Raw genomic sequence first — 25,384 nt, forward strand, 5'->3', positions numbered from 1 at the left:
ATTCGGTAGGGCGGCCGCCGCGTGGCGGCCGGCGGGTGAGGGTCAGGCCTTGGGCAGGGTGGACAGGTCCCAGCGCGGCTTCACGGTAAAACTGCCGGCGGGGCGCGCGTACTGCAGGCGCATGGCGCCGGCGAAGGCGATCATCGCGCCGTTGTCGGTGCACAGCTTCAGCGGCGGGTAGAACACGCCGAAACGGCGCTTGGCTGCGGCGGCATCCAGTGCCGCGCGCAGCTGCTTGTTGGCGCCGACGCCGCCGGCGACCACGATGCGCTGCAGGCCGTGCTGTTTCAGCGCCTTCACGCACTTGCTGACCAGCACGTCGACGATGGCCTCCTGGAAGGCGCGGCAGATGTCCTTGCGGGTTTGTTCGTCGATGCTGCCGTATTCGGCCTCGACCTGCTTTTTCAGCATCAGCACCGCCGTTTTCAGGCCGGAGAAGCTCATGTCCAGGTTGTCGCTGTGCAGCATCGGGCGCGGCAGGGTGAAGCGTTCCGGGTCGCCTTCTTCCGCCAGTTTCGACAGCAGCGGGCCGCCGGGATAGGGCAGGCCGAGCAGCTTGGCGGTCTTGTCGAAGGCCTCGCCGGCGGCGTCGTCCACGGTCTCGCCGAGGATCTCGTAATCGCCGACGCCGCGCACCGCCATGATCTGGGTGTGGCCGCCGGAGACGAGCAGCGCGAGGAACGGGAATTCCGGCCGCGGCTCGGCCAGCAGCGGCGACAGCAGGTGGCCTTCGAGGTGGTGCACGCCGATCACCGGGATGTTGAGCCCCACCGCCAGCGCATTGGCGAAGCTCGCGCCGACCAGCAGCGCGCCGCCGAGGCCCGGGCCTTCGGTGTAGGCGATGGCGTCGATGTCCTGCAGCGTCTTGCCGGCTTCGGCGAGACAGGCGCGGGTCAGCGGCGTGACGCGGCGGATGTGGTCGCGGCTGGCCAGCTCCGGCACCACGCCGCCGTATTCGGCGTGCATCGCCATCTGCGAGTGCAGCTGGTCGGCGATCAGGCCGCGTTCGGTGTCGTACAGCGCGACGCCGGTTTCGTCGCAAGACGATTCAATTCCCAATACGAGCATGTGAGTGGCTTCAAAACTAAACAATCTTTCCATTTTACCGGTGATTCTTTGTTCGCCCAAATCGGCAGTGATACGCTTGCGGTCCGAATCCTGGGGGAAGCAAGATGAAAGCAAGACTGAAGTGGGTGGACGGCGTGTGTTTCATGGGCGAAACCGGCAGCGGCCACGCGGTGGTGATGGACGGCGCGCCGGAGGGCGGCGGCCGCAACCTCGGCCCGCGACCGATGGAACTGCTGCTGCTGGGCGCCGCCGGCTGCACCAGCTACGACGTGATCAACATCCTGAAGAAGTCGCGCCAGGACGTGCGCGACTGCTGGGTGGAGATGGACGCCGAGCGCGCCGACAGCGATCCGAAGGTGTTTACCAAGATCCACTTCCACTTCGTGGTGGTGGGGCGCGAGCTGAAGGCGGACGTGGTGGAGCGCGCCATCAAGCTGTCGGCGGAGAAGTACTGCTCGGCCTCGATCATGCTCGGCAAGACCGCGGACATCACGCACGACTTCGAGATCCGCAGCGACGACTGAGCCCGTCGCCTTGCGGCCAACCTTGGCCGCCATTGCCGCTCACAACGCCACCCTTGCCGGTGGCGTTGCCGTTTGCGGCGCGCGGCGGCAAATCTTGCCGCCTTGCCGCTGCCGGATGCGTTGTCGGGCAGGGTTTTTCGGCCGCCGAGGGCGGAACTTGAGCATTTCGTCGGCTGTTCTTGATTGGCACGGTTCATGCTTTAAGGATGCCAACTTAACGGACGACCGATCATGCTCGACAAGATTTCCGACCACCTCAACTTCTTCCAGCAATCGCTTGGCCTGCGTGCCAAGAAGGTGGAAGTGATCGCCAGCAATATCGCCAACGCGGATACGCCAGGCTACAAGGCGGTGGATTTCGATTTCGGCAAGGCGCTGCAAGGCCAGCTGCGCGCATCGCAAAGCGGGCTGGCGCTGACCACCAGCAACGAGCGCCATCTGGCGGCCCAGGGTCACGCCAGCGCTGGCGATGGCGGCCTGCAGTATCGCAGCGCGGTCCAGCCCAGCCTCGACGGCAACACCGTCGACATGGACGTCGAGCGCGCCGCGTTTACCGACAACGCGATGAAATACCAGTCCACGCTGACTTTCCTTAACCGGCGCATCAGCGGGCTGATGGACGCAATCAAGGGTGGGCAATAAGCATGTCGCTGTCTAATGTCTTCAATATCGCCGGCTCGGCGCTGACGGCGCAGTCGATGCGCCTGAACCTGGTGGCCAGCAATATCGCCAACGCGGAGAGCGCCACCAGCTCCACCGGCGAGCCGTTCCGCGGCCGCCACGCGGTGTTCACCGCCACGCCGGTGAGCGCCGACCTGCCGCAGGTGGCCGGCGTGCGGGTGACCTCCATCGTCGAGGACACCTCACCGTTCCGCCTCAAGTACGAACCGGGCCATCCGCTGGCCGACGAACGCGGCTACATCAAGATGCCCAACGTCAACCCGGTGGAAGAAATGGCCGACATGATTTCCGCTTCGCGCTCCTACCAGACCAGCGTCGAAGTAATGAATACCGCAAAGACCCTGCTGCAAAAAACCTTGCAGCTAGGCCAGTAACCGTTAGAGGTCTCGCATGGCAACCGTAAACAGCGCCACCGGCATCGACTACGAGTCGTTCAACGTCGCCAGCAACAAGGCGGCCAGTAACGCCGAAGACATCCAGAACCGCTTCCTGAAGCTGCTGACCACGCAGCTGAAAACCCAGGACCCGTCGAACCCGATGGACAACGCGCAGATGACCAGCCAGATGGCGCAGATCAGCACCGTCAGCGGTCTGGAAAGCGTCAACCAGTCGATCAAGGCGCTGTCGGACAACCAGTCCGCCAGCCAGTCGCTGCTGGCGACGCTGATGATCGGCCGCTACGCGCTGATCCCGGGCAACGAAGTCAGCCTCAGCGGCGGCGCAGCCAAGGCGGTGGTGGATTTCCCGCAGTCGGCCAGCGACGCGGTGGTCACCATCAAGAACGCCGCCGGCGTGGTGGTCAGCGAGATCAAGCTGGGCGCGCAGACCGCCGGCCAGTTGACGGTCGGCTGGGACGGCAAGAACGCGGCCGGCGTGCAGCAGCCGGACGGCCAGTATTCGATCTCGATCAAGGCGGTGAACGGCTCGGTGGCGGTGGATGCCAAGATCCTGAACCCGGTCAAGATCAGCAGTGTGGCGATCGACAAGGGTGTTTCTTCATTGGTGCTGGAAAACGGCAAGCGGATGTCGATGAGCGACGTGACGCAACTTATCTAAGACATTCCGGTTAAGCATTCGGGGGATAGAACATGGGTTTCCAGCAAGGTTTGAGTGGTCTGAGCGCAGCGTCCAAACAGTTGGACGTGATCGGCAACAATATTGCCAACGGCAGCACCATCGGTTTCAAGGGCTCGCGCGTCGAGTTTGGCGATCTGTACGCGCGCTCGCTGGCCTCGGCCTCGACCCAGGCGGGCACCAACACCCAGGCCGGCGTCGGGGTGCAGGTGCTGGCAGTGTCGCAGCAGTTCCAGCAGGGCAACATCACCACCACCAACAACCCGCTGGACATGGCGATTTCCGGCAACGGCTTTTACCGGCTGACCAGTGAAAACACCGGTAACGGCGGGATCGAGGCGTTTTCCCGCAACGGCGAATTCAAGCTGGACAAGGAAGGCTACATCGTCAACAACGGCTACTACCTGAACGGCTACCGCATGGTCAACGGCGTCAAGACCGGTGCCGAGCAACCGCTGCAGGTGTCCACCATCAACAGCGGTATCGCCAAGGCGACCGGCGCCACCGGCGAGCGCGGCATCGACTGGAGCTTCAACCTGAACGGCGGCGCCGCGGTGATCGATCCGGTGACCAACGTCTTCGACCCGCTGGACGCGTCCACCTACTCCTACACCAGCGGCGCCAAGTTCTACGACAACTACGGCAACGTGCACACCGTATCGGTGTACTTTGCCCGCCGTGATCCGGTCGCCGGCCCGCCGGAAATCAACAACTGGGATCTCTACCACGCGGTAGACGGCGTGATCGTGACCAACCCGGCCGGCGGTACCTACCCGGCCGACCCTGCCGCCGTGGCGCAGGTGCAGTTCGACCAGAACGGCCAGCTGATTTCGACGGGTACGCCGATCACCATCGCCGCCGATGTCTCGGCCGCTTCGGCGCACCCGGCGTTCGATATCGATATCAGTAACACCACCCAGTTCAGCGGCGATTACAGCGTCACGCGCCAGGTGGCCGGCGGTTATCCGGCCGGCAAGTTCACCGGGATCGGCGCCGACTCTGCCGGCGTGATCTACGCCAACTACACCAACGGCGTGACCGAGCCGATCGGGCAGATCACGCTGTACAACTTCTCCAACATCCAGGGCCTGGTGCCGAACGGCAACAACCGCTGGTTGTACACCAGCGACGCCGGCGCCCGCAGCATGGCCGACCCCAACTCCGGCGGCATGGGCTACATCAAGCCGTCGGCGCTGGAGGAGTCCAACGTCGATACCACCGCCGAGCTGGTGAACATGATCATCGCGCAGCGCTACTACCAGGCCAATGCGCAGACGATCAAGACCCAAGACACCATCATGCAGACCCTGCTCAACCTGCGTTAATGCGGGTTGACACGCTGAGCGCGGAGAGACGGATTCATGGATAAGGTGCTGTATCTGGCAATGAACGGGGCGAAGCACGTCGCATGGCAACAGGCGACCACGTCCAACAACCTTGCCAACGTCCATACCAACGGCTTCAAGGCCGATCTGGCGTCTTTCCGGGCGCTGCGCGTGGTTGGCGACGGTGCGCCGACGCGCACCTATCAGGTCGACAATACCGTCGGTCACGACATGAGCCAGGGTTCGCTGCAGCAGACCGGCAACGAAAGCGACTTCGCGCTGGCGACGCCGGGTTTTTTCGCGGTGCAGGCGCCGGGTGGTGGCGAGGCCTATACCCGTGACGGCGGCTACGTCATCGACACCGAGGGCGTGATGCGCACCCGTTCCGGCCTGGCGATCCAGGGCGAGGGCGGCCAGATCGTGGTGCCGCCGGGCTCGCGGATCACCCTCGGCATCGACGGCACGGTGTCGGCCTCGGCCAGTGTCGGCGCCGACCGTACCGTGCAGGTGCTGGGTCGCATCAAGCTGGTCAATCCGGCGGAGCGGGCGGTGTACAAGGGCGATGACGGCCTGTTTCGCCAGCACGACGGCCAGGACGCGCCGGCTGCGGCCAACGTGCAGCTGAAGAGCGGCTTTCTGGAAGCCAGCAACGTCAATGCGGTCGAGAGCCTGGTGCAGATGATCAGCCACTCCCGCCATTACGACCTCAACATCAAGCTGATGCAGACGGCGGAGCAGAATGCCCGCCAGGCGACAGAATTGCTGTCGATTACCGGCTAACGAAGCAATAACAGGATAACAAGATGATTCGTGCCTTGTATGTGGCCAAGACCGGTATGGACGCCAGCCAGTTCAAGCTGGACGTGGTGTCCAACAACCTCGCCAACGTGAATACCAAGGGCTTCAAGCGCTCCAACGCCATTTTTGAAGACCTGTACTACCAGACCCTGCGCCAGCCCGGCGCCCAGCTGTCGAACGGCAACGTGCTGCCAACCGGCCTGCACGCCGGCACCGGTGCCGCACCGGTGGCCACCGCGCGGGTGCACACCCAGGGCGAGATGATCCGCACCGAGCAGTCGCTGGACATGGCGATTGCCGGCGACGGTTTCTTCCGCATCCAGCAGACCGACGGCACCATCGCCTACACCCGCAACGGCGAGTTCAAGCGCAACAACGAAGGCCTGGTGGTCAACGCCGCCGGCCTCGCGCTGGACCCGGCGATCACCATTCCGGCGACCGCCACCAAGATCACGCTGTCGCCGGAAGGTCTGCTGGAGTATTTCGACGCTGGGGCGACGACCGCCACCGGTTCGTTCCAGATCAACACCGCCACCTTCATCAACCCGCAAGGGCTGGAGAGCATAGGCGGCAACCTGTATCTGGCGACCGGCGCGTCCGGCGACCCGATCGAAGGCCAGCCCGGCCTCGATGGCCGCGGCACCATTTCGCAGGGTTATGTCGAGGGTTCCAACGTCAACGTGACCGAAGAGCTGATCAACATGATCACCGCGCAGCGCGCCTACGAGATCAACTCGCGCGCGATCAAGACCGCCGACGAAATGCTGCAGAAACTGACCCAGCTCTAAGTCTAAGGAGTAGCCCATGAAGCGCCTGCCGAATCTCGTGTTGCCGCTGTGCTCGGCGCTGCTGCTGGCCGCCTGCGCGGTGCAGACGGCGCCGATCACGCACCAGCCGATGGCGGTGCGGCCGCAGCCGCAGCCGGCGCAGCTGCCGGCCGACGGCTCCATCTTCCAGGCCGCCAGCTACCAGCCGCTGTTCGAGGACAAGGTGCCGGTGCGCGTCGGCGACATCCTCACCGTCACCATCCGCGAGAACAACCGCTCCAGCAGCAAGGAAGAAACCGAGGGCGAGCGCGACTCGTCCATCAACGGCGGCATCAATGCCGGCGTGTCGCTGCCGTTCTTCCCCGGTGCCATCGAGAAGAAGCTGGGCGGTGCCAGTCTGAACGGCAGTGGCAGCGCCAGCGAGAGCGGCTCCAGCAGCAACACCAACAGCAGTTCCTTCAACGCCTCCATCACCGTGACCGTGATCGACGTCTACCCGAACGGCAACCTGCTGGTCAGCGGCGAGAAGCAGATGAAGATCAACGGCGAGCACGAGTTCATCCGCCTGTCCGGGGTGATCAATCCGCGAGACATCAAGCAGGGCAACAACGTCGAATCGACGCGCATGGCCGATGCCCGCATCGAGCAGATCAACCAGGGCCGCAGCCGCGCTTATAATGACACCGGCTGGCTGCAGAAAATCTTCCTGTCACTGCTGCCGTTTTAAAGGATAAGCGATGTCGCGTTTTGTACTGGCGGTCTGTCTGGCGCTATTGGCCAGCCCGCTGTTTGCCGCCCAGAAGATCAAGGAGCTGGCCAGCGTGGCCGGGGTGCGCTCCAACCCGCTGATCGGTTACGGCCTGGTGGTCGGCCTCGACGGCAGTGGCGACAAGGCCAGTGCCTCGCCGTTCACCGGCCAGTCGCTGGGCAATATGCTGAACCAGCTCGGGGTGCAGATCCCGCAGGGGATGAAGGTCGACCCGAAGAACGTGGCCGCGGTGAGCCTGACCGCGACCCTGCCGCCGTTTGCGCGGCGCGGCCAGGCGCTGGACATCACGGTGTCGTCGCTCGGCGACGCCAAGAGCCTGCGCGGCGGCACCTTGCTGCTGTCGCCGCTGAAGGGTATCGACGGCCAGATCTACGCGCTGGCACAGGGTAATGTGGTGGTCGGCGGTGCCGGTGCCGCCGCCGGGGGCAGCAAGACGCAGATCAACCACCTCAGCGTTGGCCGCATTCCGGCGGGGGCGACGGTCGAGCGCGAGCTGCCGGCCTCGCTGGGCATGGGCGACATGGTGGCGCTGCAGCTGCTGGAGTCGGACTTCACCACCGCCAACCGCGTGGTGCAGGCGATCAATCGCGAGCTGGGCGGCCAGACGGCGCGTGCGCTGGACGGCCGCCAGATCGAGGTGCGGGCGCCACAGGACAGCAATGCACGGATCCAGTTTCTGTCGCGGCTGGAAAATATTGCCGTCGAGGCGGCAGAAGTTTCCCCCGTGGTGATCATCAACGCCCGCACCGGCTCCATCGTGATGAACAAGGCGGTGCGCATCGACCCGTGCGCGATTGCCCACGGCAACCTGTCGGTGACGGTCAACAGCACCTCGACGGTGAGCCAGCCGCCACCGCTGAGCGGCGGCCAGACCGCCGTCACCCGCAAGGCCGACGTCAGCGTCAGCGCCGACGGCAGCAAGGTGGTCAACATTCCCGGCGGGGCCTCGCTGTCGGAGGTGGTGGGCGCCCTGAATTCGGTCGGCGCCACGCCGCAGGACCTGATCTCCATCCTGCAGGCGATGAAGGCTTCCGGCTCGCTGAAGGCGGAACTGCAGATCATCTGAGCGGCAAGGTTGGCCGCAAGCAGCAGGCAAGGCGATGTCCCGACGGGCATCGCCTTTTTTTCTGGCCTGATTCTTGCTGTAAACCCGGCGTCTGTGTCTGTTTAGCGTTCCCGCCATGCAAGTTTCCCGCGATGCCAGCAATCAGTTAGCGATCGATCCCAATGCGACCGAGCGTTTGTCTTCCCTTGCGCGCAGCAATCCGAAGGAAGCGATTCGGCAGGTCGCCAGTCAGTTCGAGGCCATCCTGCTGAACCAGATGATGGCGTCGATGCGCAGCAACGGTTTCGACGGCGAAGAGGATTCTTCGGAGCTAGGCACCTATCGCGGCATGCTCGACCAGCAGATGGTCAACGCGATGGTGCAGGGCGGCGGGACCGGGTTGGCCGAGATGCTGGCCCGCCAGATCGAGGGCGTGGCGCGGATAGACCGGGCGGCGACGCCGGCCGCCAGCGGCGGCATGCTGCCCCTGCCGGCGCTGCCCGCCGCGACCGCGAAGGCCATCCGCCAGTACACGGAAGCCGCCGGCACCGCCACGACGGCACCGGCACCGGTGGCGATTCCGAGCGAACGGCAGGCATTTGTCAGCACCCTGTTGCCGCATGCCGGCCAGGCGGCCGAGCGCCTCGGCGTGGCGCCGGAGTTGCTGGTCGGCCATGCGGCGCTGGAAAGCGGCTGGGGCAGTCGCAGCATCCGCCACCCGGACGGCCGCGAGAGCTACAACCTGTTCGGTATCAAGGCCGGCGGCTCGTGGCGCGGCGAGTCGGTGGCGACGCTGACCACCGAGTACGTCGACGGCAAGCCGCGCAAGCAGGTGGAATCGTTCCGCTCCTATCCGAGCCTGCAGGCGGCGTTCGACGATTACGCCAAGTTGCTGGAAGGCAGCAGCCGCTACCAGCGCGCGCTGAACCAGGGCGATAACGCGCAGGGCTTTGCCGTGGCGCTGCAGCAGGGCGGCTACGCCACCGATCCGGCGTATGCGCGCAAACTGGCCGGCGTCGCCCAGTCTCTGCTGGCACGCTAAAGTTCGGGCACCTGACTGCCGATAAAGAACAACGGGAGAGTGAATCATGAGTGGTATTTTCAGTATCGGTATCAGTGGTCTCAATGCGGCGCGCGCGGCACTGGACGTGACCAGCCACAACATCAGCAATGTGAATACCGATGGCTACAACCGCCAGCGTCTTTCCCAGAGTGCGGCGACGCCGCAGTTTGTCGGCTACGGCTACGCCGGCCGTGGTGTCGACCTGTATGCGGTATCGCGGCTGTACGACAGTTTCATGGACGAGCAGCTGCAGAATGTCACTGCGTCCAGTAGTGGTTTCCAGGCCCAAGCTACGGCACTTTCCGATATCGACAACCTGATCACCGATGCTAATGCCGGTCTCTCCAACCAGATGCAGGGTTTCTACGCCAGTTTGCAGACCCTCAGCCAGCAACCAGCTTCCATCGCCGCGCGGCAGTCGGTGATCAGCCAGGCCGAGTCGTTGTCCGGCCGTTTCCAGTCGATGAATACGCGCATGGAAGAGGTGCGTAACGGCCTGATCAACCAGATCAATACCTCGGTGGATGGAGTCAATTCCTACGCCAGGCAGATTGCCGCCCTCAACGAGCAGATTCTTTCCCTGAACCAGGGCGAGGGCCGCGTGCCCAACGACCTGCTGGACCAGCGCGATACGCTGGTGCGCGACCTGAACAAGCTGATCAAGACCGACGTAGTGGAGCAGTCCGACGGCATGTACAGCGTCTACATCGGCCAGGGCCACCCGCTGGTGATCGGCGAGACCAGTTACGAAATGACCATGACGCGCGGCGCACCGGCGCAGCCGGAAGACCCGGAAGCGCCGTCATTGGCCATCAAGCTGCCAGGTACCAACAACACGGTGGTGCTCAATTCCCAGCTGATCGGTGGTGGCAGCATCGCCGGTGCCATGACCACGCTGCAATACGATGTCGCCCGTGTGCAGACCGACCTCGGTCGCATGGCGGTCGAGTTTTCCGACGCGATGAACCGGCAGCAGGCACTGGGTGTCGACTTGAATGGCCAGCCTGCTACGGCGCCGATGTTTGCCGATCTGACTGCGTTCCGGACCAATGCCGAGAATGCGACCACACCGGCCGGTGAGGCCAAGGCGATGCGAGATGCCTTGCGTCGCTTTGCCGTGGCGGTGCAGGACCCGGCCCAGCTGGCGGTCGCCTCGGGCATCCAGGCCGGTGCTGCCGTACCGGTCGACCCGACCGAGGTGCCGGGTGGCAAGCCGGCCATTACGGCAATCTGGCAGGTGTCCAATCTGTCGCCGGCGGCCAACCCGCTGTTGGGGGCGGCTCCGGCGCTGGCATTGAACTATATTCCGGGTAACACCCCGCCGTTCGAGGCGGACTACGGTGGCACCATCGTGCCGGTGACCCAGTCGGCTACCCAGTCCGGCGTTTACGAATTCACCCTCGCCAGCGGCGAACATATCGCCTTCAAGTTTGAAGGGCAGGCGGCAACCGCCCAGACCATTCCGGTGACGCCACGTACCGGCGCGGCCAGCGAGTCGGCACAGCTGGATAACGCCAACCTGTTGGAGATGGCCCGTTTGCAGACACGGCCACTGATGGCGGCGACGCCTAATTCCACCTCGACCTTCATGCCAGCCGTTGGGGCCGCGCGTACCGGTAGCTTGCAATCGTTCTATGGCCAGACCGTCAGCTATGTCGGTAGCCGTACCAACGTGGTCCAGGTGAGCCTGACGGCACAGGAGGCGGCGCTGCAGGAAGTCAAATTGAAGAGAGAATCGCTCTCCGGCGTCAATCTCGACGAGGAAGCGGCGAATCTTATACGCTATCAGCAGGCCTATCAGGCATCGAGCAAGGTCATTCAGGTGGCGCAGGAAATTTTCCAGTCGCTGCTGGACCTGCGCTGATAGTTTTCAGAGGATAAGGCAATGAGAGTCAGCAGCAACACCCAGTACATCATGGGTACCTACAACCTGCAGAGCAAGGGTTCCCAGCTCAACCGCCTCAACGAGCAGCTGTCGACGCTGAAACGCATCAACCGGGCATCGGATGATCCGGTGGCGGCGGCCTCGCTGGTCGACATCAACCAGTCCAAGTCGATGAACACGCAGCAATCCAGCAATGCCAAGGCGGCCGCGTCGCAGCTGGCGGTGACCGATACCATCCTCGGCAACGTGTCGAATACCATCATCTCGATCAAGACCCTAGCAGTGCAGGCGGGCAATACCGTGCTGACCAACGAGGACCGGCAGGCGATCCAGAACGAGATGCGCGAGAAGGTGAAGGAGCTGGTTTCGCTGGCCAACAGCACCGACGGCGCGTCGAACTATATCTTCGGGGGGACCGACAAGAGCAAGCCGCCGTTTACCCTGACCATACAGGCGACCGTGCCGCAGCTGGACATCAACTACCAGGGCAACGACCAGCGCCAGTACATGGCGATCTCGTCCAGCCGCGAGATCGCGGTGACCGAGCCCGGCTCGCAGGTCTTCGGTCGCACCTCGGCGCCGGCAGGCCCCGCACCGGCAGGGCCGGCTGCCGCCGGCAACGAGCTGTGGCAGGCGCTGTCGGTATTCGACGAGGCACTGACGGCCGGCTCGGTGGACCCCAACTACGCCACCAATATTGCGACGGCTATCCAGGGGCTGGATGATGGCCTGTCGCAGGTGCTGGCCAGCCGCGCCTCGCTGGGCTCGCGCATGCAGGAGACCGACTCGCTGATCGAGATGGGTGACGCGCTGAGCGTGCAATACGCGTCGCAGATCAGCAATCTGGAAGACCTGGATCTGGCCAAGGCGGTGTCCGACTTCGAGATGGCGAGGACCGCGCTGGAAGTGACGCAGAAAACCTTTTCCCAGGTGAAGAGCCTGTCCCTGTTCAACTACCTCTGATCGCGCCATGCAAGCCATCCTCGCCCAGCTGATTGCCTTTGACACCACCAGTCGTGAGTCCAACCTGGCCCTGATCCGGTGGGTGCAGGACTATCTGGCGCAGTTTGGCGTGGACAGCACGCTGACCTTTTCCGATGCCGGCGACAAGGCCAACCTGTTCGCGGTGATCGGGGACGCGGCGCTGCCGATCGTGGTGCTGTCCGGGCACACCGACGTGGTGCCGGTCGACGGCCAGAGCTGGCAAAGCGACCCCTTTGTCATGAGCGAGCGCAACGGCCGTCTCTACGGCCGCGGCAGCTGCGACATGAAGGGCTTCATCGCCTGCGTGCTGTCCCTGGTCGAAGAGTGGACGAGGTTGGCCGCAGCCGGCCAGCTGCAACGCGCCATCGGCATCGCGCTGTCTTACGACGAAGAGGTCGGCTGTCTGGGCGTCGGGCGCCTGATTGCCGACCTGCAGCGGCGGCAGCTGCCGGTCGAGGGCTGCATCATCGGCGAGCCGACCATGATGCGGCCGGTGATCGCACACAAGGGCATCGCCCACTACCGTTGCCGCGTGCTCGGCCGCGCCGCGCACTCCTCGCTGACGCCCAGGGGCGTCAACGCCATCGAGTATGCCGCCAGGCTGATCGTGCACATCCGCAAGCTGGCCGATGCCGAGCAGAGCTTCGGCATGCGCCAGGCGCTGTACGACGTGCCGTTCACCACCTTGCAGACCGGTGTCATCCACGGCGGCACCGCGGCCAACATCGTGCCCAAGGATTGCGAGTTCGTGTTCGAGTGCCGCTGGCTGCCGGGCGACGATCACCAGCGTTTCGTCGACTCGGTGCGCGAATACGCGGCGCTGCTGAGCGCGGAGATGCAGCAGGTGGCGCCGGAGGCGGCGATCAGCTTCGAGCCGCTGGTCAATTGCCCGCCGTTCGAGTCGGACGCCGGCAGCAGCGTGCGCCAGCATGTCGACGCGCTGTGCCACGGTTGCCGCGGCGAGGCGGTGGCCTACACCACCGAGGCCGGCCGCTTTGCCGAGGCCGGCATTGCCGCGGTGGTGTGCGGCCCCGGCTCGATCGAGCAGGCGCACCGTCCCGACGAGTTTGTCGAGCTTGGCCAGCTGGCGCTGTGCCGCGACTGGCTGTTGCGGCTGACTACACGTCTTTCCCGCCCGGCCGGGCTGTAAGAGCCTGTTCACGATCTGCTGCGCTTCGGCGATACCGCGTTGAAAACGCCTTCGGAATGCTCATTGACCCCATGCCAACTCCGCTTCCTTAGCCGTTTTCGCCTTGTCTCGCGTGAGCGTGCGGATCATGAGCACGCTCTAAGAATCTCCTTTACTGTCTTTCGTTCCCCCTTCAAAATCCCGACCCTCCATTGCAATGGAGTGTGATGCCCGCGCCGTTACCCACGGCGGCGGGCTTGTTGTCATTTCAAGGTGGGATAAACCATGAAACAAACTACGCAACCCGCGACACCCGCGGGTCAGGCGCGTGATGCCTTTACCAGCAGCTTCGGCGTGCTGGCGGCGACGCTCGGCTCCGCGGTCGGGCTGGGCAATATCTGGAAGTTTCCTTATGTCACCGGCGCCAACGGCGGCGCCGGTTTCCTGCTGGTGTACCTGCTGGCCACGCTGCTGGTCGGCCTGCCGGTGATGATTGCCGAGATCATGCTCGGCCGCAAAGCCAAGGCCGACGCGGTCACCACCCTGCGGGTGCTGGCACCGGCCGGGCAGTACTGGTGGCTGATCGGTGCCTCCGGCGTGCTGGCGGCGTTCCTGATCCTGTCGTTCTATTCCGAAGTGGCGGGCTGGGTGTTCGCCTACGTGTTCAAGGCCATCGGCGGCGACATCCTGAGCAAGGACCCGACGCAGACCTCGGCCGCGTTCGGCGCGCTGGTGTCCGATCCGCTGCAGTCGCTGCTGTGGCAGTGGGGCGTGCTGCTGTTCATCGGCGGCATCCTGTTGCTGGGCGTGGCCAAGGGCATCGAGGCGGTCACCAAGAAGCTGATGCCGGTGCTGTTCATCCTGCTGCTGGTGCTGGGCGTGCGCAGCCTGATGCTGCCGGGTGCGGCGCAGGGGCTGGCCTTTTTGTTCGCTCCGGATTTTGCCAAGATTACCGCCGAAGTGGCGCTGATCGCGATGGGGCTGGCGTTCTTCAAGCTGTCGATCGGCATGGGCACCATGATGACCTACGGCAGCTATTTCCGTGACGACCAGAATATTCCGTCCACCACGGTGCGGGTGATGAGCGCCGACCTGTTCGTGTCGATGCTGGCCGGTATCGTGGTGTTCCCGGCGGTGTTCACCTTCGGCTTCAAGCCGGAAGCCGGGCCGTCGTTGCTGTTCATCACCATTCCGGCGGTATTCGCCAGCATGCCGATGGGACACCTGTTCATGGTGCTGTTCTTCGTGCTGTCGGCGGTGGCGGCCACCGGGGCGATGCTGTCGCTGCTGGAGGTGCCGGTGTCGGTAATGGTCGGCCGTTTCAACATCAGCCGTGCCAGGGCGACGCTGATCAACCTGCTGCTGCTGGGCGTGATCGGCGCCAGCTGCGCGCTGTCCAACAGCGTGCTGGCCGACGTCAAGTTGTTCGGCATGACCTTCTTCGACTTGTTCGATTTCGTGTCGTCGTCCATCCTGTTGCCGATAGGCGGCATCTTCATCTGCCTGTTCGTGTCCTGGGTGTGGGGCAAGGACAAGATGATGATGGCGCTGTCGAACGAGGGGGTACTGCACAACCGTGTCGTGGTGCAGCTGCTGTACGCGCTGCTGAAATACGTGACCCCGCTGCTGATCCTGCTGGTGATGCTGAAGGGGCTGGGGCTGCTGTAAGTCGGGAGGGGCTGCCGTACCGGCGGTCTCTGCTATAGAACAAGCAGGAACAGGACGAGCAGAAACGGGAGACGAGGATGAGCGGGCGATTGCTGATCAGTGCCGCTGCCTGCGGTGGCGTACTGGGGTTGTGGTTGCTGCTGGCGCCGGAGCGCCTGCCGGTGGCGGAGTCCGTGTTTCCGCCGGATCGCAATGGCGACCTGCTGCGCGACGACGTCGGCGACATGATCGCCGCGCGTTTTGCCGGCAATGCGGCGGCGTTTGCCGCCAGCAGCCAGCTGGCGCGGGCGTGGCAGCGCGCGGTGCGGCAGACCGATCCGGCCAGGCTGGGGCCGGAGGTGACGCAGGTACGCTACGCGATGTCCTGCGTGCTGGGTGAGCCTACGCTGGGCAAGGCCAGGGTGGATGCGCAGACCATGTTGCACTTCCTCGACCAGCTGCACGCGCGGATGTTCGACACCCCGGCGCGGCGCCAGCTATGGCTGCGGTACGAGCGCAGCGCCAGCCGCATTCCGCACGGGGAAACGCCGCTCAATCCCTGCCGTTTCGACATCGCGGCACTGGCGGGCTGAACCCGTCGCGTCGTGAACCAAACGTTGGCCGCAATGTTGCGGCCAACGTTTTTTTATTCGCTTTTCGGGCGCAGGGCGGCGAGGGCGGCCTTTTGCATTTCCAGGGTACGGATCTGCATCGACAGCGCGCCCAGGTTCATGGTGAGCCAAGTTTCCACCACGCGCAGCTCGGCCATGCGGCGGTCGATTTCCTCTTCGCTCATCGGCGGCAGGAAGGGCTGCGCGCCCGGCGGGGTCGCGCTTTGCATCATCTGGCGGAACAGGGCGAACGGATCGGCAGGATTGAAATCGGCACTCATCGTAACCTCCACAAGGTTGGCCGCAACATAAAAAAAACGGGTGAACATGACGTTCACCCGTTCAGTATAACCACTATCGGCGCTTAGCCATTTGCCTGTACATCTACCGATGCCAGCGCCACCATGTTGATGATGCGGCGTACGGAGGAGATCGGGGTCAGGATGTGTACCGGCTTGGCCATGCCCATCAGGATCGGGCCGATGGTCACGCCGTCGGACGCCGATACGCGCAGCAGGTTGTAGCTGATGTTGGCGGCTTCCACGTTCGGCATCACCAGCAGGTTGGCCGCGCCTTTCAGCGTGCTTTCCGGCATCGCCTGCTGGCGGATGCTTTCCACCAGCGCCGCGTCGCCCTGCATCTCGCCGTCGATTTCCAGTTCCGGATGGGCTTCCTGCACCAGGGCCAGCGCGTCGCGCATCTTGCAGGCGCCTTCCGAGTTCCAGGTGCCGAAGCTGGAGTTGGACAGCAGTGCCACCTTCGGATTGATGCCGAAGCGGCGTACCGACTGCGCTGCCATCTCGGTGATGGCGGCCAGCTGCTCGGCGTCCGGGTTCGGGTTCACGTAGGTGTCGGCGATGAAGATGTTGCCGGTCGGCAGGATCAGCGCGTTCATCGCGGCGGCCACCTTGTCCTTGCGGGCGTAGCCGATCACGTTCTCGATGATGTCGAAATGCTGGCGATACGGGCCGTAGGTACCGCAGATCAGCGCGTCGGCTTCACCGCGGCGCACCATCAGCGCACCGATCAGGGTGGTGTTGCCGATCACGCGGCGACGCGCCTGCTCCTGGCTCACGCCCTTGCGCTTCATCAGCTGGTAGTAGTCCTTCCAGTACTCGGCGTAGCGCGGGTCGGATTCGTTGTTGACCAGCTCGAAGTCCTTGCCGATTTCCAGCTTCAGGCCCAGCTTCTTGATGCGCTTCTCGATCACGGTCGGGCGGCCGATCAGGATCGGGAACGCCAGACCCTGGGCGGCGATTTCCTGGGTGGCGTGCAGCACGCGCTCGTCTTCACCCTCGGCCATCACCACGCGTTTCAGCGCTTTCTTGGCCTGCGAGAACACCGGCTTCATGAACAGGTTGGTCTTGTACACGAACTGCGCCAGCTGGTCGGCGTAGGCGTCCATGTCGGCGATCGGGCGGGTGGCGACGCCGGAGTCCATCGCGGCCTGGGCCACGGCCGGGGCGATCTTCACGATCAGGCGCGGGTCGAACGGCTTCGGAATCACGTATTCCGGGCCGAAGGACAGCTCCTGGTCACCGTAGGCGGTGGCCACCACGTCGTTCTGCTCGGCCATGGCCAGGTCGGCGATGGCGCGCACGGTGGCCAGCTTCATCTCTTCGTTGATGGTGGTGGCGCCCACGTCCAGCGCACCGCGGAAGATGAACGGGAAGCACAGTACGTTGTTCACCTGGTTCGGGAAGTCGGAGCGGCCGGTGCCGATGATGGCATCCGGACGCACTTCCTTGACCAGCGGCGGCAGGATTTCCGGTTCCGGGTTGGCCATGGCCAGGATCACCGGGTTGGCGGCCATGGACTTCACCATGTCCTGGGAAACCAGTTTCGGACCGGACAGGCCCATGAAGATGTCGGCGCCGACCATGGCGTCGGCCAGCTTGCGCTGACCGTTGTCCGGGATGGCGAAGCGCTTCTTCGACTCGTCCATCTTGTCGTCGCGGTCCTGGTAGATCACCCCCTTGGAGTCGCAGACGGTGATGTTCTCGCGCTTCACGCCCAGGGCGACCAGCAGCTCCAGGCAGGCGATGGCGGCGGCGCCGGCGCCGGAGGCCACCACGCGCACGCTGCCGATGTCCTTGTTCACCAGGCGCAGCGAGTTCAGTACCGCGGCGGCGGCCACGATGGCGGTGCCGTGCTGGTCATCGTGGAACACCGGGATGTTCATGCGTTCACGGCACTTCTTCTCGATGTAGAAGCATTCCGGCGCCTTGATGTCTTCCAGGTTGATACCGCCGAAGGTCGGCTCCATCGCGCAGATGATGTCGACCAGCTTGTCCGGGTCGTTCTCGTTCAGCTCGATGTCGAACACGTCGACGCCGGCGAACTTCTTGAACAGTACGCCCTTGCCCTCCATCACCGGCTTGCCGGCCAGCGGGCCGATATTGCCCAGACCCAGCACGGCGGTACCGTTGGTGACCACGGCAACCAGGTTGCCACGGGCGGTGTACTTGTAGGCGTTCAGCGGGTCTTCAACGATCGCGTCGCAAGGTGCTGCCACACCTGGCGAGTAGGCAAGGGCCAGGTCGCGCTGGGTGGCCAGCGGCTTGGTAGGGGCGACCTGGATCTTGCCCGGCTGTGGGAACTGGTGGAAATCGAGTGCGGCTTGACGCAGTTGCTCGTCCATTCTGTTGGCTCCTGATTATTATTTCATGAGGGTGTGGAGAGGGTTGACATTATAGGGCCAACCCTTAGTTGGGGGCTATGCCGTGTCCGACAAAAAACGCGACGGGAAAATCCCGTCGCGTTTTGCGGCCAACGTGCTCGTTACATCATGCCCAGGGTCTTGGGCAGCCACAGCGAGATCATCGGTACGTAGGTGACCAGGCCGAGGAAGGCCAGCATGGTCAGCAGCCACGGCCACACCGCCACCGTCAGCTCGGTGATGCCCATCTTGGTGATGCCGGAGGCGACGTACAGGTTGAGGCCCACCGGCGGGTGGCACATGCCGACTTCCATGTTCACCACGATCAGGATGCCGAAGTGCACCGGGTCGATGCCCAGCTGCATCGCCACCGGGAACAGAATGGGCGCGAAGATCAGCACGATGGACGACGGCTCCATCACGTTGCCGGCGACCAGCAGCAGGATGTTGACCACCAGCAGGAAGGCGATCGGGCCGAGGCCGGCGTCGATCAGCCAGCCGGCCATCGCCTGCGGGATGCCTTCGCTGGTCATCAGGAAGGAGAACAGCACCGCGTTGGTGATGATGTACAGCAGCATCGCCGACATGCTGGCCGAATCGAGCAGCACCTTGGGCACCTGCTTCAGCGTCAGGTCCTTGTAGATGAACACGGCGACGACGAAGGCGTACACGGCCGACATCGCGGCGGCTTCGGTCGGGGTGAAGATGCCGGTATAGATACCGCCGATCACCACCACGATCAGGAACAGGCCCCACATCGACTCGCGCAGCGCCTTGACGCGTTGCTTGAACGAGGCCTTCGGCAGGCGCGGGTAGTTGAACTTGCGCGCGCGGTACCAGGTGGTCAGACCGAGGAAGGTGGCCAGCATCAGCCCCGGGATCACGCCGGCCATGAACAGCTGGCCGACCGAGGTGTTGGTGGCGACCGAGTACATCACCATCACGATGGACGGCGGGATCAGGATGCCCAGCGCGCCGGAGGTGGTGATCACGCCCGCGCCGAAGCTGTTGGGGAAGCCCTGCTTCACCATGGCCGGCAGCAGGATGGAGCCGATGGCCACCACGGTGGCCGGGCTGGAACCCGATACCGCGGCAAACAGCGCGCAGGCCATCACGCCGGCGAGGCCGAGGCCGCCGTGCCAGTGGCCGACCATGGACGAGGCGAAGTTGATCATGCGCCGCGCCACCCCGCCGTGGGTGAGGAAGTTGCCGGCGAGGATGAAGAACGGGATGGCCATGATCTCGAACTTCTCGATGCCGGTGAACAGCTTCAGCGCCACCGCCTCGATCGGTACGTCGGTCATGGTGAACAGGAAGGTCAGCACGGTGAGGCCGAGCGAGATGGAGATCGGCATGCCGGTCAGCATCAGCACCAGCAGCAGGCTGAAAATGATGAGGGCGCTCATTGCTTGCCTCCTTTGTGGCTGGTGTCGTGCGGATGCAGGTTGTCGTCCATGGCGTACCAATTGATGTCTTCGGCGACGTCGTCCATGCCTTCGACGTGGCTGTGGTCATGCTTGGGCAGCTCGCCGGTCTTGAGGAAGTTGACCATTACCTGCAGGAAGCGGAAGCACATCAGGTAAGAGCCGCAGGGCACCGCGAGGTAGACCAGCCACATCGGTACTTCCAGGTCGGCCGAGGTCTGCTCGGTATGGCCGATTTCCCAGACGAAGGTGGCGCCCAGGGTACCGATGATGCCGGTGAACAGCGCGCCGGCGAGCAGGCCGATGACGATGAACTTGGCACGATTGTTGTCGGACAGCTTGTTGATCAGCACGTCGACGCCGACGTGGATGCCGGTGCGCACGCCGTAGGCGGCGCCGAACTTGGCCATCCACACGAACAGGTAGATGGTCAGTTCCTGCGCCCAGCTGGTATGGATATCGGCAAGCAGGGGTTGAAGCAGCTCGATGCCGCTCCCGTAACGGTGCACGACGGCGAAGAAGGTGATCAGCGTCGCGGCGGCCATCAGGGTGGCGATCAGCCACTCCTCGAGGTGGTCGAGGAATTTCATGATAGTGACTCCGGTTAAGACAAAGGTTGGCCGCATGCCATGCGGCGGGATGCGGCCAACCTTTTGTCAGTCAGGTACGGTTCAGTTCGGGGTGTAGCCGGTCTGCTTGTAGATCAGCTGTACCAGGCCTTCGCCGATGCGGTCGTCCATCTTGGCGTGAACCGGAGTCAGGGCTTTCTTGAAGGCGGCGCGTTCTGCCGCCGTCGGGATGTAGATCTGGGTCTTGCCGGAGGCCTTGATCTTGGCCAGATCGCTTTCGTTTTCCTGCTGTGCAATCTTGTTGGCGTAGACGGTGGCTTCCTTCATCGCGCCATCCAGCGTGGTGCGGATGTCAGCCGGCAGGCCGTCCCAGAACTTCTTGTTGACGATCACGGCGTAGCCCAGGTAGCCGTGGTTGGTTACCGTGGCGTGCTTCTGCACTTCGTGCATCTTCTGCGTCAGCATGTTGGACGGTGGGTTCTCGGTGCCGTCCACCACGCCGGTCTGCAGCGCCTGGTAGGTCTCGGAGAAGGCCATCACCTGCGGCATGGCGCCTAGCGCGCGCATTTCTTCTTCCAGTACCTTGGACGACTGAATGCGCATCTTCAGGCCCTTGAAGTCGGCTGGCGATTTCAGCGGCTTGTTGGCGGAGAAGATCTTGAAGCCGTTGTCCCAGTAGGCCAGACCCTTGATGCCCTTGTTTTCGAGCTTGGCCAGCAGCTGCATGCCGATCGGGCCCTGGGTCACCTTGTGCAGCTCGTCGTAGCTGTCGAAGATGTAGGGCAGGTCGAAGACCTCGAATTCCTTGGCGCCCAGCGGGCCGAACTTGGCCAGGCTCGGTGCCAGCATCTGTACCGCGCCCAGCTGCAGCGCTTCCAGTTCTTCCTTGTCCTTGTACAGCTGGCTGTTCGGGAACACCTGCACCTGTACGCGGCCCTTGGTGCGGGTTTCGGCCAGCTTCTTGAAGTATTCGGCGGCCTTGCCCTTCGGGGTATCCTGCGCCACGACGTGGCTGAATTTGATGACGAAATCAGCGGCGTGGGCTGCGCCAGCGAAGCCGAAGGTGGCCCCGATTACGAGGGCTGCATATTTCAGTTTCATCTCGGTACTCTCCTGTTATTTGTCGTGTTGTGCGTGTTATCGTCCGTGTCAGACAAACGGACTGTCCGCCACATCAACAGTAGTTCCCGCAATGGGGGCTGACCATTGGGGACTTCCGCATTGGGGTTTTCCCTAGTGATTGATGCTGTTTGCCCAGGTTGCCCGTATGCAATTGATAGCTACCCCCCCGTTGAAATCGTCGCCCCGCCTGCTGTGGCTGGGGGTGATCCTGACCCTGGCCGCCTTGCTGGCGGCGCTGGCCGGCCTCTATTCCGTGGTCTATCGCGACTGGGTCGACGAGCAGCGCGACAGCCTGGTGCAGGAGCTGCTGTGGCTGGAACAGAGCCTGCGCCTGCATCTGGAAGGGCACCAGCAGACGGTGGAGAACATGGCGCCGGAGCTGCAGGGCGGCGCCGCCGGGCAGCAGCGCTTTGTCGCCGCCGCCAGCCTGCTGCGGCGCGAGAGCCGCGAGATCGCCGAAGTGCAGTGGGTGGACGGCCGTGGCCGCGTGCTGCTCGACGGCAGCGGCGTGAGCAACGGTGGCCAGCAGCTCGAAGGCGGCAGCTACGACGCGCTGTGGCGCGCCGAGCGCCTGAAGCGGCCGGTGTTCGGCGCGCCGTATCGCGCCGCGGACGGCAAGTACCGTTTCGACCTGGCGGTGCCGGTGCTGGTGCACGGCCGCTACCAGGGCGGGGTGCGCATCGTCTACGACCTGGCGGCGCTGCTGCACCACCAGGTGCCGTGGTGGATCGCCTCGCAGTACCACATCAGCGTGGTCGATCTGGAGGGTAAGGCGCTGGCCAGCAAGTTCGAGCAGACGCCGCCGCAGAACACGCTGTTCCACCAGATCAGTTTCGATCCGCCCGGCTACGGCCTCAGCCTGCGCGCGGTCAGCTACCGTGCCGGTGTCGGGCTGGCGCTGCCGGTGCTGTCCAGCTTCATCGGCCTGCTGACGCTGGCGCTGCTGTATTCGCTGTGGCGCATCCGCGGCCATGTGCGCGAGCGGGCGCAGGCGGAAAAGGCGCTGCAGCACGAGATGATCCTGCGCCAGGCGATCGAGAACAGCATGAAAAGCGGGCTGCTGGCGCTGGACCTGCGCGGCCAGATCGTGCACGTCAACCGCGCCTTCTGCGAGCTGACCGGGCTGGACAGCACCGAGCTGGTCGGCCAGTCGCCGCCGTATTCCTTCTGGCCGCAGGACGAGGCGCCGTTGCTGCAGGCGGCGATGCAGGCGGTGCTTAACGGCGAATTGCCGGAGCACGGCTTCGAGTTGCCGTTCTGCCATCGCGACGGCGAACGTTTCGAGGTGCGCTTCTACGCCACGCCGCTGCGCGGCAACGACGGCCGCCACACCGGCTGGGTGGCGTCGCTGTACGACATCACCGAGCTGAAGAAAAAGCGGCTGGCGCTCAACTACTCGCACCAGCGCTTCCTGTCGGTGCTCAACGGCCTCGACGTCGGCCTGTGCGTGACCGACGGCGCCAGCTCGCAGCTGCTGTACGCCAACCCGGCCTTCGCCGAGATGTGGGCGCAGTTCGAACCGGCGGGGCTGTACTGTCCGATGCTGCCGGGGCTGGCCGGCGCGGCACAGGCGGACCGGGTGTCGCTGGAGTTCTCGCCGGACCACGACGAACACTGGTTCCAGCTGCAGTACCGCAAGATCAGCTGGGTCAACGATGAAGAGGCGTGGCTGGCAATGCTGGTCGACGTCACCGAGCAGCGCCAGCGCGACGAACGGGCGCGCACGCAGGACGAGCGCTTCCAGACCACCTCGCGCCTGATCGCGATGGGCGAGATGGCGTCCAGCCTCGCGCACGAGCTGAACCAGCCGCTGACCGCCATTTCCACCTACGCCGCCGGCGTGTCGCGGCGGCTGCCGGAGGCGGTGCAGCAGCAGCACGGCGTGCAGGAGGCGATCCAGGCCATCGTGCAGCAGGCGCGCCGGGCCGGGCAGATCGTCAACAGCATCCGCGCCTTCGTCAAGAAGCACGCGCCGCAGCTGGAGAATGCGGATCCCGATCTGGCGGTGTCGCGCGCCCACGCGCTGGCGCTGCCGCTGGCGGAGAAGTACGGCGCCCAGCTGCTGTGGGAGCCGGGCGGCAAGCCGGTGACGGTGCAGATGGACCCGGTGCTGATCGAGCAGGTGCTGCTCAATCTGATCAAGAATGCGGTGGAGGCGATGCGCGAGGCCGACGTGCGGCGGCCGCTGGTGGCGATCCGCACCGAGGCGGGCGAGCGCTTCTGGCGGGTGGAGGTCAGCGACAGCGGGCCGGGGCTGGCGCAGGAGGTGAAGGACAACCTGTTTACGCCGTTCTATTCCACCAAGCCGGACGGGATGGGCATCGGCCTCAATATCTGCCGCTCCATCGTCGAGTTCCACCACGGCGAATTCGGCGTCAGCGACACGCTGGCCGGCGGCTGCGTGTTCTGGTTCACCCTGCCGCTGTCCGGCCACAACGGCGCGCAGTAGCCGGACGCCGGCAAAGGTTGGCCGCAACGGCTGCGGCCAACCTTGTGCCTCAGCCTGCCGGCGTCAGCACGGTATCGTGGCAGGTGGCGTCGGTCTGCGGGTAGTCGCGGCTGAAGTGCAGGCCGCGGCTCTCCTTGCGCAGCAGGGCCGAGCGCACGATCAGTTCGGCGGTCTGCACCAGGTTGCGCAGCTCGATCAGGTCGTTGCTGACGTGGAAGTGGCTGTAGTACTCGTTGATCTCTTCCGACAGCAGGTTGATGCGGTGCAGCGCCCGCTCCAGCCGCTTGTTGGTGCGCACGATGCCGACGTAGTCCCACATCGCACGGCGCAGCTCGTCCCAGTTGTGGGAGATCACCACCTCTTCGTCCGGATCGGTGACGCGGCTGTCGTCCCAGTCCGGAATCGCCGGCAGCGGCACCGTCTTCGACGCCACGATGTTGGCCGCCGCCGCCTTGCCGATCACCATGCACTCCAGCAGCGAGTTGCTGGCCAGACGGTTGGCGCCATGCAGGCCGGTGCAGGCGACTTCGCCGACTGCGTACAGGCCGTCGACATCGGTGCGCCCTTCCAGGTCGGTGACCAGACCGCCGCAGGTATAGTGCGCCGCCGGCACCACCGGAATCGGCTGCTGGGTGATGTCGATGCCCAGTTCCAGGCAGTGGGCGTAGATATTGGGGAAGTGCTCCTGGATGAAGCTGGCCGGCTTGTAGGAGATGTCCAGATACACGCAGTCGAGGCCGTGCTTCTTCATCTCGAAATCGATAGCGCGCGCCACCACGTCGCGCGGTGCCAGTTCGGCGCGTTCGTCGTGTTGTGGCATGAAGCGGGTACCGTCCGGCAGGCGCAGGATGCCGCCTTCGCCGCGTACCGCTTCCGAGACCAGGAACGACTTGGTGTGCGGGTGATACAGGCAGGTCGGGTGGAACTGGATGAACTCCATATTGCCGACCCGGCAGCCGGCACGCCAGCCCATGGCGATGCCGTCGCCGGTGGCGGTATCCGGGTTGGTGGTGTAGAGGTAGACCTTGCCGGCGCCGCCGGAGGCGAGGATGGTATGGTTGGCCGCAATGGTCACCACCTCGTCCTGCTCCTTGTCCAGCGCATAGGCGCCATAGCAGCGGTTTTCCGCGCGGCCCAGCTTCTTGCCGGTGATCAGGTCGACCGCGATATGGTTTTCCAGCACACGGATGCGCGGGTGAGCCTTGATCTTCTGGCCCAGCGTGGACGTTACCGCTGCGCCGGTGGCATCGGCGGCGTGGATGATGCGGCGATGGCTGTGCCCGCCCTCGCGGGTCAGGTGAAAGCCGGTCTGGTGGCTGGCATCCCGGGTGAACGGCACACCGAGGTCCACCAGCCAGTCAATGGCATCCTTCGAGTTCTCGACGATGAAGCGGGTGGTTTCTTCGTTGCACAGCCCGGCACCGGCGATCAGCGTGTCGTCTATATGCTTGGCGACCGAGTCGCCGGTGTCCAGCACCGCGGCAATGCCGCCCTGCGCATAAGAAGAACTGCCCTCCAGCAAATCCCGCTTGGTGATCAGGCCGACCTCGTAATGCTCTGCCAGATGCAGCGCCAGGGTCATGCCGGCCAGGCCGCTACCAATAATCAGGACATCAAACTTCAGTGTTGTCATTGTCGAATCGCTCGGAAACCGTGGTGAAAGCACGCGCTGAAACAAAAAAGCAAGATTAGCAGAATCGCCAGCCGCGTGCTGCGTCACGCCAAAGAATCGTTGCGGCCAACCTTTTTCATTTTTGTTGCTGGTGGGGTACTTGTGAAATCAACGACTTG

The 25,384-nt window shown here is 64.3% G+C and carries 23 protein-coding genes; 16 read left to right on the forward strand and 7 right to left on the reverse strand.

Annotated features, from left to right (window positions below; all coding sequences use genetic code 11):
- Nucleotides 1-42: 42 nt before the first annotated feature.
- On the reverse strand, nt 43-1,068 hold the full coding sequence (gene tsaD, locus IE100_RS09890; RefSeq protein WP_189373910.1) for a tRNA (adenosine(37)-N6)-threonylcarbamoyltransferase complex transferase subunit TsaD: 1,026 nt from the start codon (nt 1,066-1,068) through the stop codon (nt 43-45).
- A gap of 104 nt (nt 1,069-1,172) precedes the next feature.
- On the opposite strand from tsaD, the gene IE100_RS09895 reads away from it, so the two are divergent.
- The 15 genes from IE100_RS09895 to IE100_RS09965 all read left to right on the forward strand — a co-directional run bounded on the left by IE100_RS09895 (nt 1,173) and on the right by IE100_RS09965 (nt 15,352).
- Entirely contained in the window at nt 1,173-1,592 is a 420-nt protein-coding gene (locus IE100_RS09895) for an OsmC family protein (protein WP_189373911.1), read from the forward strand.
- 231 nt (nt 1,593-1,823) lie between these two features.
- Nucleotides 1,824-2,234, forward strand: a complete 411-nt coding sequence (flgB, locus tag IE100_RS09900) for a flagellar basal body rod protein FlgB (protein ID WP_189373912.1) — start codon at nt 1,824-1,826, stop codon at nt 2,232-2,234.
- A 2-nt stretch (nt 2,235-2,236) separates the two neighbouring features.
- On the forward strand, nt 2,237-2,647 hold the full coding sequence (gene flgC, locus IE100_RS09905) for a flagellar basal body rod protein FlgC (RefSeq protein ID WP_189373913.1): 411 nt from the start codon (nt 2,237-2,239) through the stop codon (nt 2,645-2,647).
- Between the two features lie 16 nt (nt 2,648-2,663).
- On the forward strand, nt 2,664-3,329 hold the full coding sequence (locus IE100_RS09910; RefSeq protein WP_189373914.1) for a flagellar hook assembly protein FlgD: 666 nt from the start codon (nt 2,664-2,666) through the stop codon (nt 3,327-3,329).
- A gap of 32 nt (nt 3,330-3,361) precedes the next feature.
- Entirely contained in the window at nt 3,362-4,672 is a 1,311-nt protein-coding gene (gene flgE / locus IE100_RS09915) for a flagellar hook protein FlgE (RefSeq protein WP_189373915.1), read from the forward strand.
- 36 nt (nt 4,673-4,708) lie between these two features.
- Nucleotides 4,709-5,452: a flagellar basal body rod protein FlgF gene (locus IE100_RS09920; RefSeq protein ID WP_189373916.1), complete on the forward strand. Its 744-nt coding sequence runs from the start codon at nt 4,709-4,711 to the stop codon at nt 5,450-5,452.
- Nucleotides 5,453-5,475: 23 nt separating this feature from the next.
- A complete protein-coding gene (gene flgG, locus IE100_RS09925) occupies nt 5,476-6,258 on the forward strand; it encodes a flagellar basal-body rod protein FlgG (RefSeq protein WP_047967015.1) in 783 nt (260 codons plus the stop codon).
- Between the two features lie 16 nt (nt 6,259-6,274).
- Nucleotides 6,275-6,964: a flagellar basal body L-ring protein FlgH gene (locus tag IE100_RS09930; protein WP_189373917.1), complete on the forward strand. Its 690-nt coding sequence runs from the start codon at nt 6,275-6,277 to the stop codon at nt 6,962-6,964.
- 10 nt (nt 6,965-6,974) lie between these two features.
- Complete coding sequence (locus tag IE100_RS09935; RefSeq protein ID WP_189373918.1) at nt 6,975-8,072, forward strand: flagellar basal body P-ring protein FlgI; 1,098 nt, start codon at nt 6,975-6,977, stop codon at nt 8,070-8,072.
- Nucleotides 8,073-8,187: 115 nt separating this feature from the next.
- Nucleotides 8,188-9,093 (forward strand): flagellar assembly peptidoglycan hydrolase FlgJ, encoded by a 906-nt coding sequence (gene flgJ, locus IE100_RS09940; protein ID WP_189373919.1) that lies wholly within the window; start codon nt 8,188-8,190, stop codon nt 9,091-9,093.
- Nucleotides 9,094-9,139: 46 nt separating this feature from the next.
- Nucleotides 9,140-10,978 (forward strand): flagellar hook-associated protein FlgK, encoded by a 1,839-nt coding sequence (gene flgK / locus IE100_RS09945; RefSeq protein ID WP_189373920.1) that lies wholly within the window; start codon nt 9,140-9,142, stop codon nt 10,976-10,978.
- A gap of 21 nt (nt 10,979-10,999) precedes the next feature.
- Nucleotides 11,000-11,962: a flagellar hook-associated protein FlgL gene (gene flgL / locus IE100_RS09950; protein WP_189373921.1), complete on the forward strand. Its 963-nt coding sequence runs from the start codon at nt 11,000-11,002 to the stop codon at nt 11,960-11,962.
- Between the two features lie 7 nt (nt 11,963-11,969).
- The gene (argE, locus tag IE100_RS09955; protein WP_189373922.1) at nt 11,970-13,133 is read left to right on the forward strand and encodes an acetylornithine deacetylase; all 1,164 of its coding nucleotides are present in this window, start codon (nt 11,970-11,972) and stop codon (nt 13,131-13,133) included.
- A 264-nt stretch (nt 13,134-13,397) separates the two neighbouring features.
- Complete coding sequence (locus IE100_RS09960; RefSeq protein WP_189373923.1) at nt 13,398-14,780, forward strand: sodium-dependent transporter; 1,383 nt, start codon at nt 13,398-13,400, stop codon at nt 14,778-14,780.
- Nucleotides 14,781-14,857: 77 nt separating this feature from the next.
- Nucleotides 14,858-15,352 carry a hypothetical protein gene (locus IE100_RS09965; RefSeq protein WP_189373924.1) on the forward strand — a complete coding sequence of 165 codons (495 nt, stop codon included), beginning with the start codon at nt 14,858-14,860 and terminating at the stop codon, nt 15,350-15,352.
- 53 nt (nt 15,353-15,405) lie between these two features.
- Here IE100_RS09965 and IE100_RS09970 read toward each other — a convergent pair whose 3' ends face one another.
- From IE100_RS09970 to IE100_RS09990, 5 genes are all read right to left on the reverse strand, one after another.
- Nucleotides 15,406-15,699 carry a PhaM family polyhydroxyalkanoate granule multifunctional regulatory protein gene (locus tag IE100_RS09970; RefSeq protein WP_229800320.1) on the reverse strand — a complete coding sequence of 98 codons (294 nt, stop codon included), beginning with the start codon at nt 15,697-15,699 and terminating at the stop codon, nt 15,406-15,408.
- 35 nt (nt 15,700-15,734) lie between these two features.
- Nucleotides 15,735-18,011, reverse strand: a complete 2,277-nt coding sequence (locus IE100_RS09975; protein ID WP_189373925.1) for an NADP-dependent malic enzyme — start codon at nt 18,009-18,011, stop codon at nt 15,735-15,737.
- Nucleotides 18,012-18,151: 140 nt separating this feature from the next.
- Nucleotides 18,152-19,435, reverse strand: a complete 1,284-nt coding sequence (locus IE100_RS09980; protein WP_189373926.1) for a TRAP transporter large permease — start codon at nt 19,433-19,435, stop codon at nt 18,152-18,154.
- The gene (locus tag IE100_RS09985) at nt 19,432-20,043 is read right to left on the reverse strand and encodes a TRAP transporter small permease (RefSeq protein ID WP_189373927.1); all 612 of its coding nucleotides are present in this window, start codon (nt 20,041-20,043) and stop codon (nt 19,432-19,434) included. Before IE100_RS09985 ends, IE100_RS09980 begins: the two co-directional genes overlap by 4 nt.
- A gap of 81 nt (nt 20,044-20,124) precedes the next feature.
- Nucleotides 20,125-21,123, reverse strand: a complete 999-nt coding sequence (locus IE100_RS09990) for a TRAP transporter substrate-binding protein (RefSeq protein WP_189373928.1) — start codon at nt 21,121-21,123, stop codon at nt 20,125-20,127.
- Between the two features lie 166 nt (nt 21,124-21,289).
- On the opposite strand from IE100_RS09990, the gene IE100_RS09995 reads away from it, so the two are divergent.
- A complete protein-coding gene (locus tag IE100_RS09995; protein ID WP_189373929.1) occupies nt 21,290-23,593 on the forward strand; it encodes a PAS domain S-box protein in 2,304 nt (767 codons plus the stop codon).
- A 49-nt stretch (nt 23,594-23,642) separates the two neighbouring features.
- On the opposite strand, the gene nadB is transcribed toward IE100_RS09995, so the two are convergent.
- Nucleotides 23,643-25,226 carry an L-aspartate oxidase gene (gene nadB, locus IE100_RS10000; RefSeq protein ID WP_189373930.1) on the reverse strand — a complete coding sequence of 528 codons (1,584 nt, stop codon included), beginning with the start codon at nt 25,224-25,226 and terminating at the stop codon, nt 23,643-23,645.
- Between the last annotated feature and the right edge of the window lie 158 nt (nt 25,227-25,384).

The sequence above is a fragment of the Vogesella alkaliphila genome (genome assembly GCF_014652475.1).
Taxonomy (GTDB): Bacteria; Pseudomonadota; Gammaproteobacteria; order Burkholderiales; family Chromobacteriaceae; genus Vogesella; species Vogesella alkaliphila.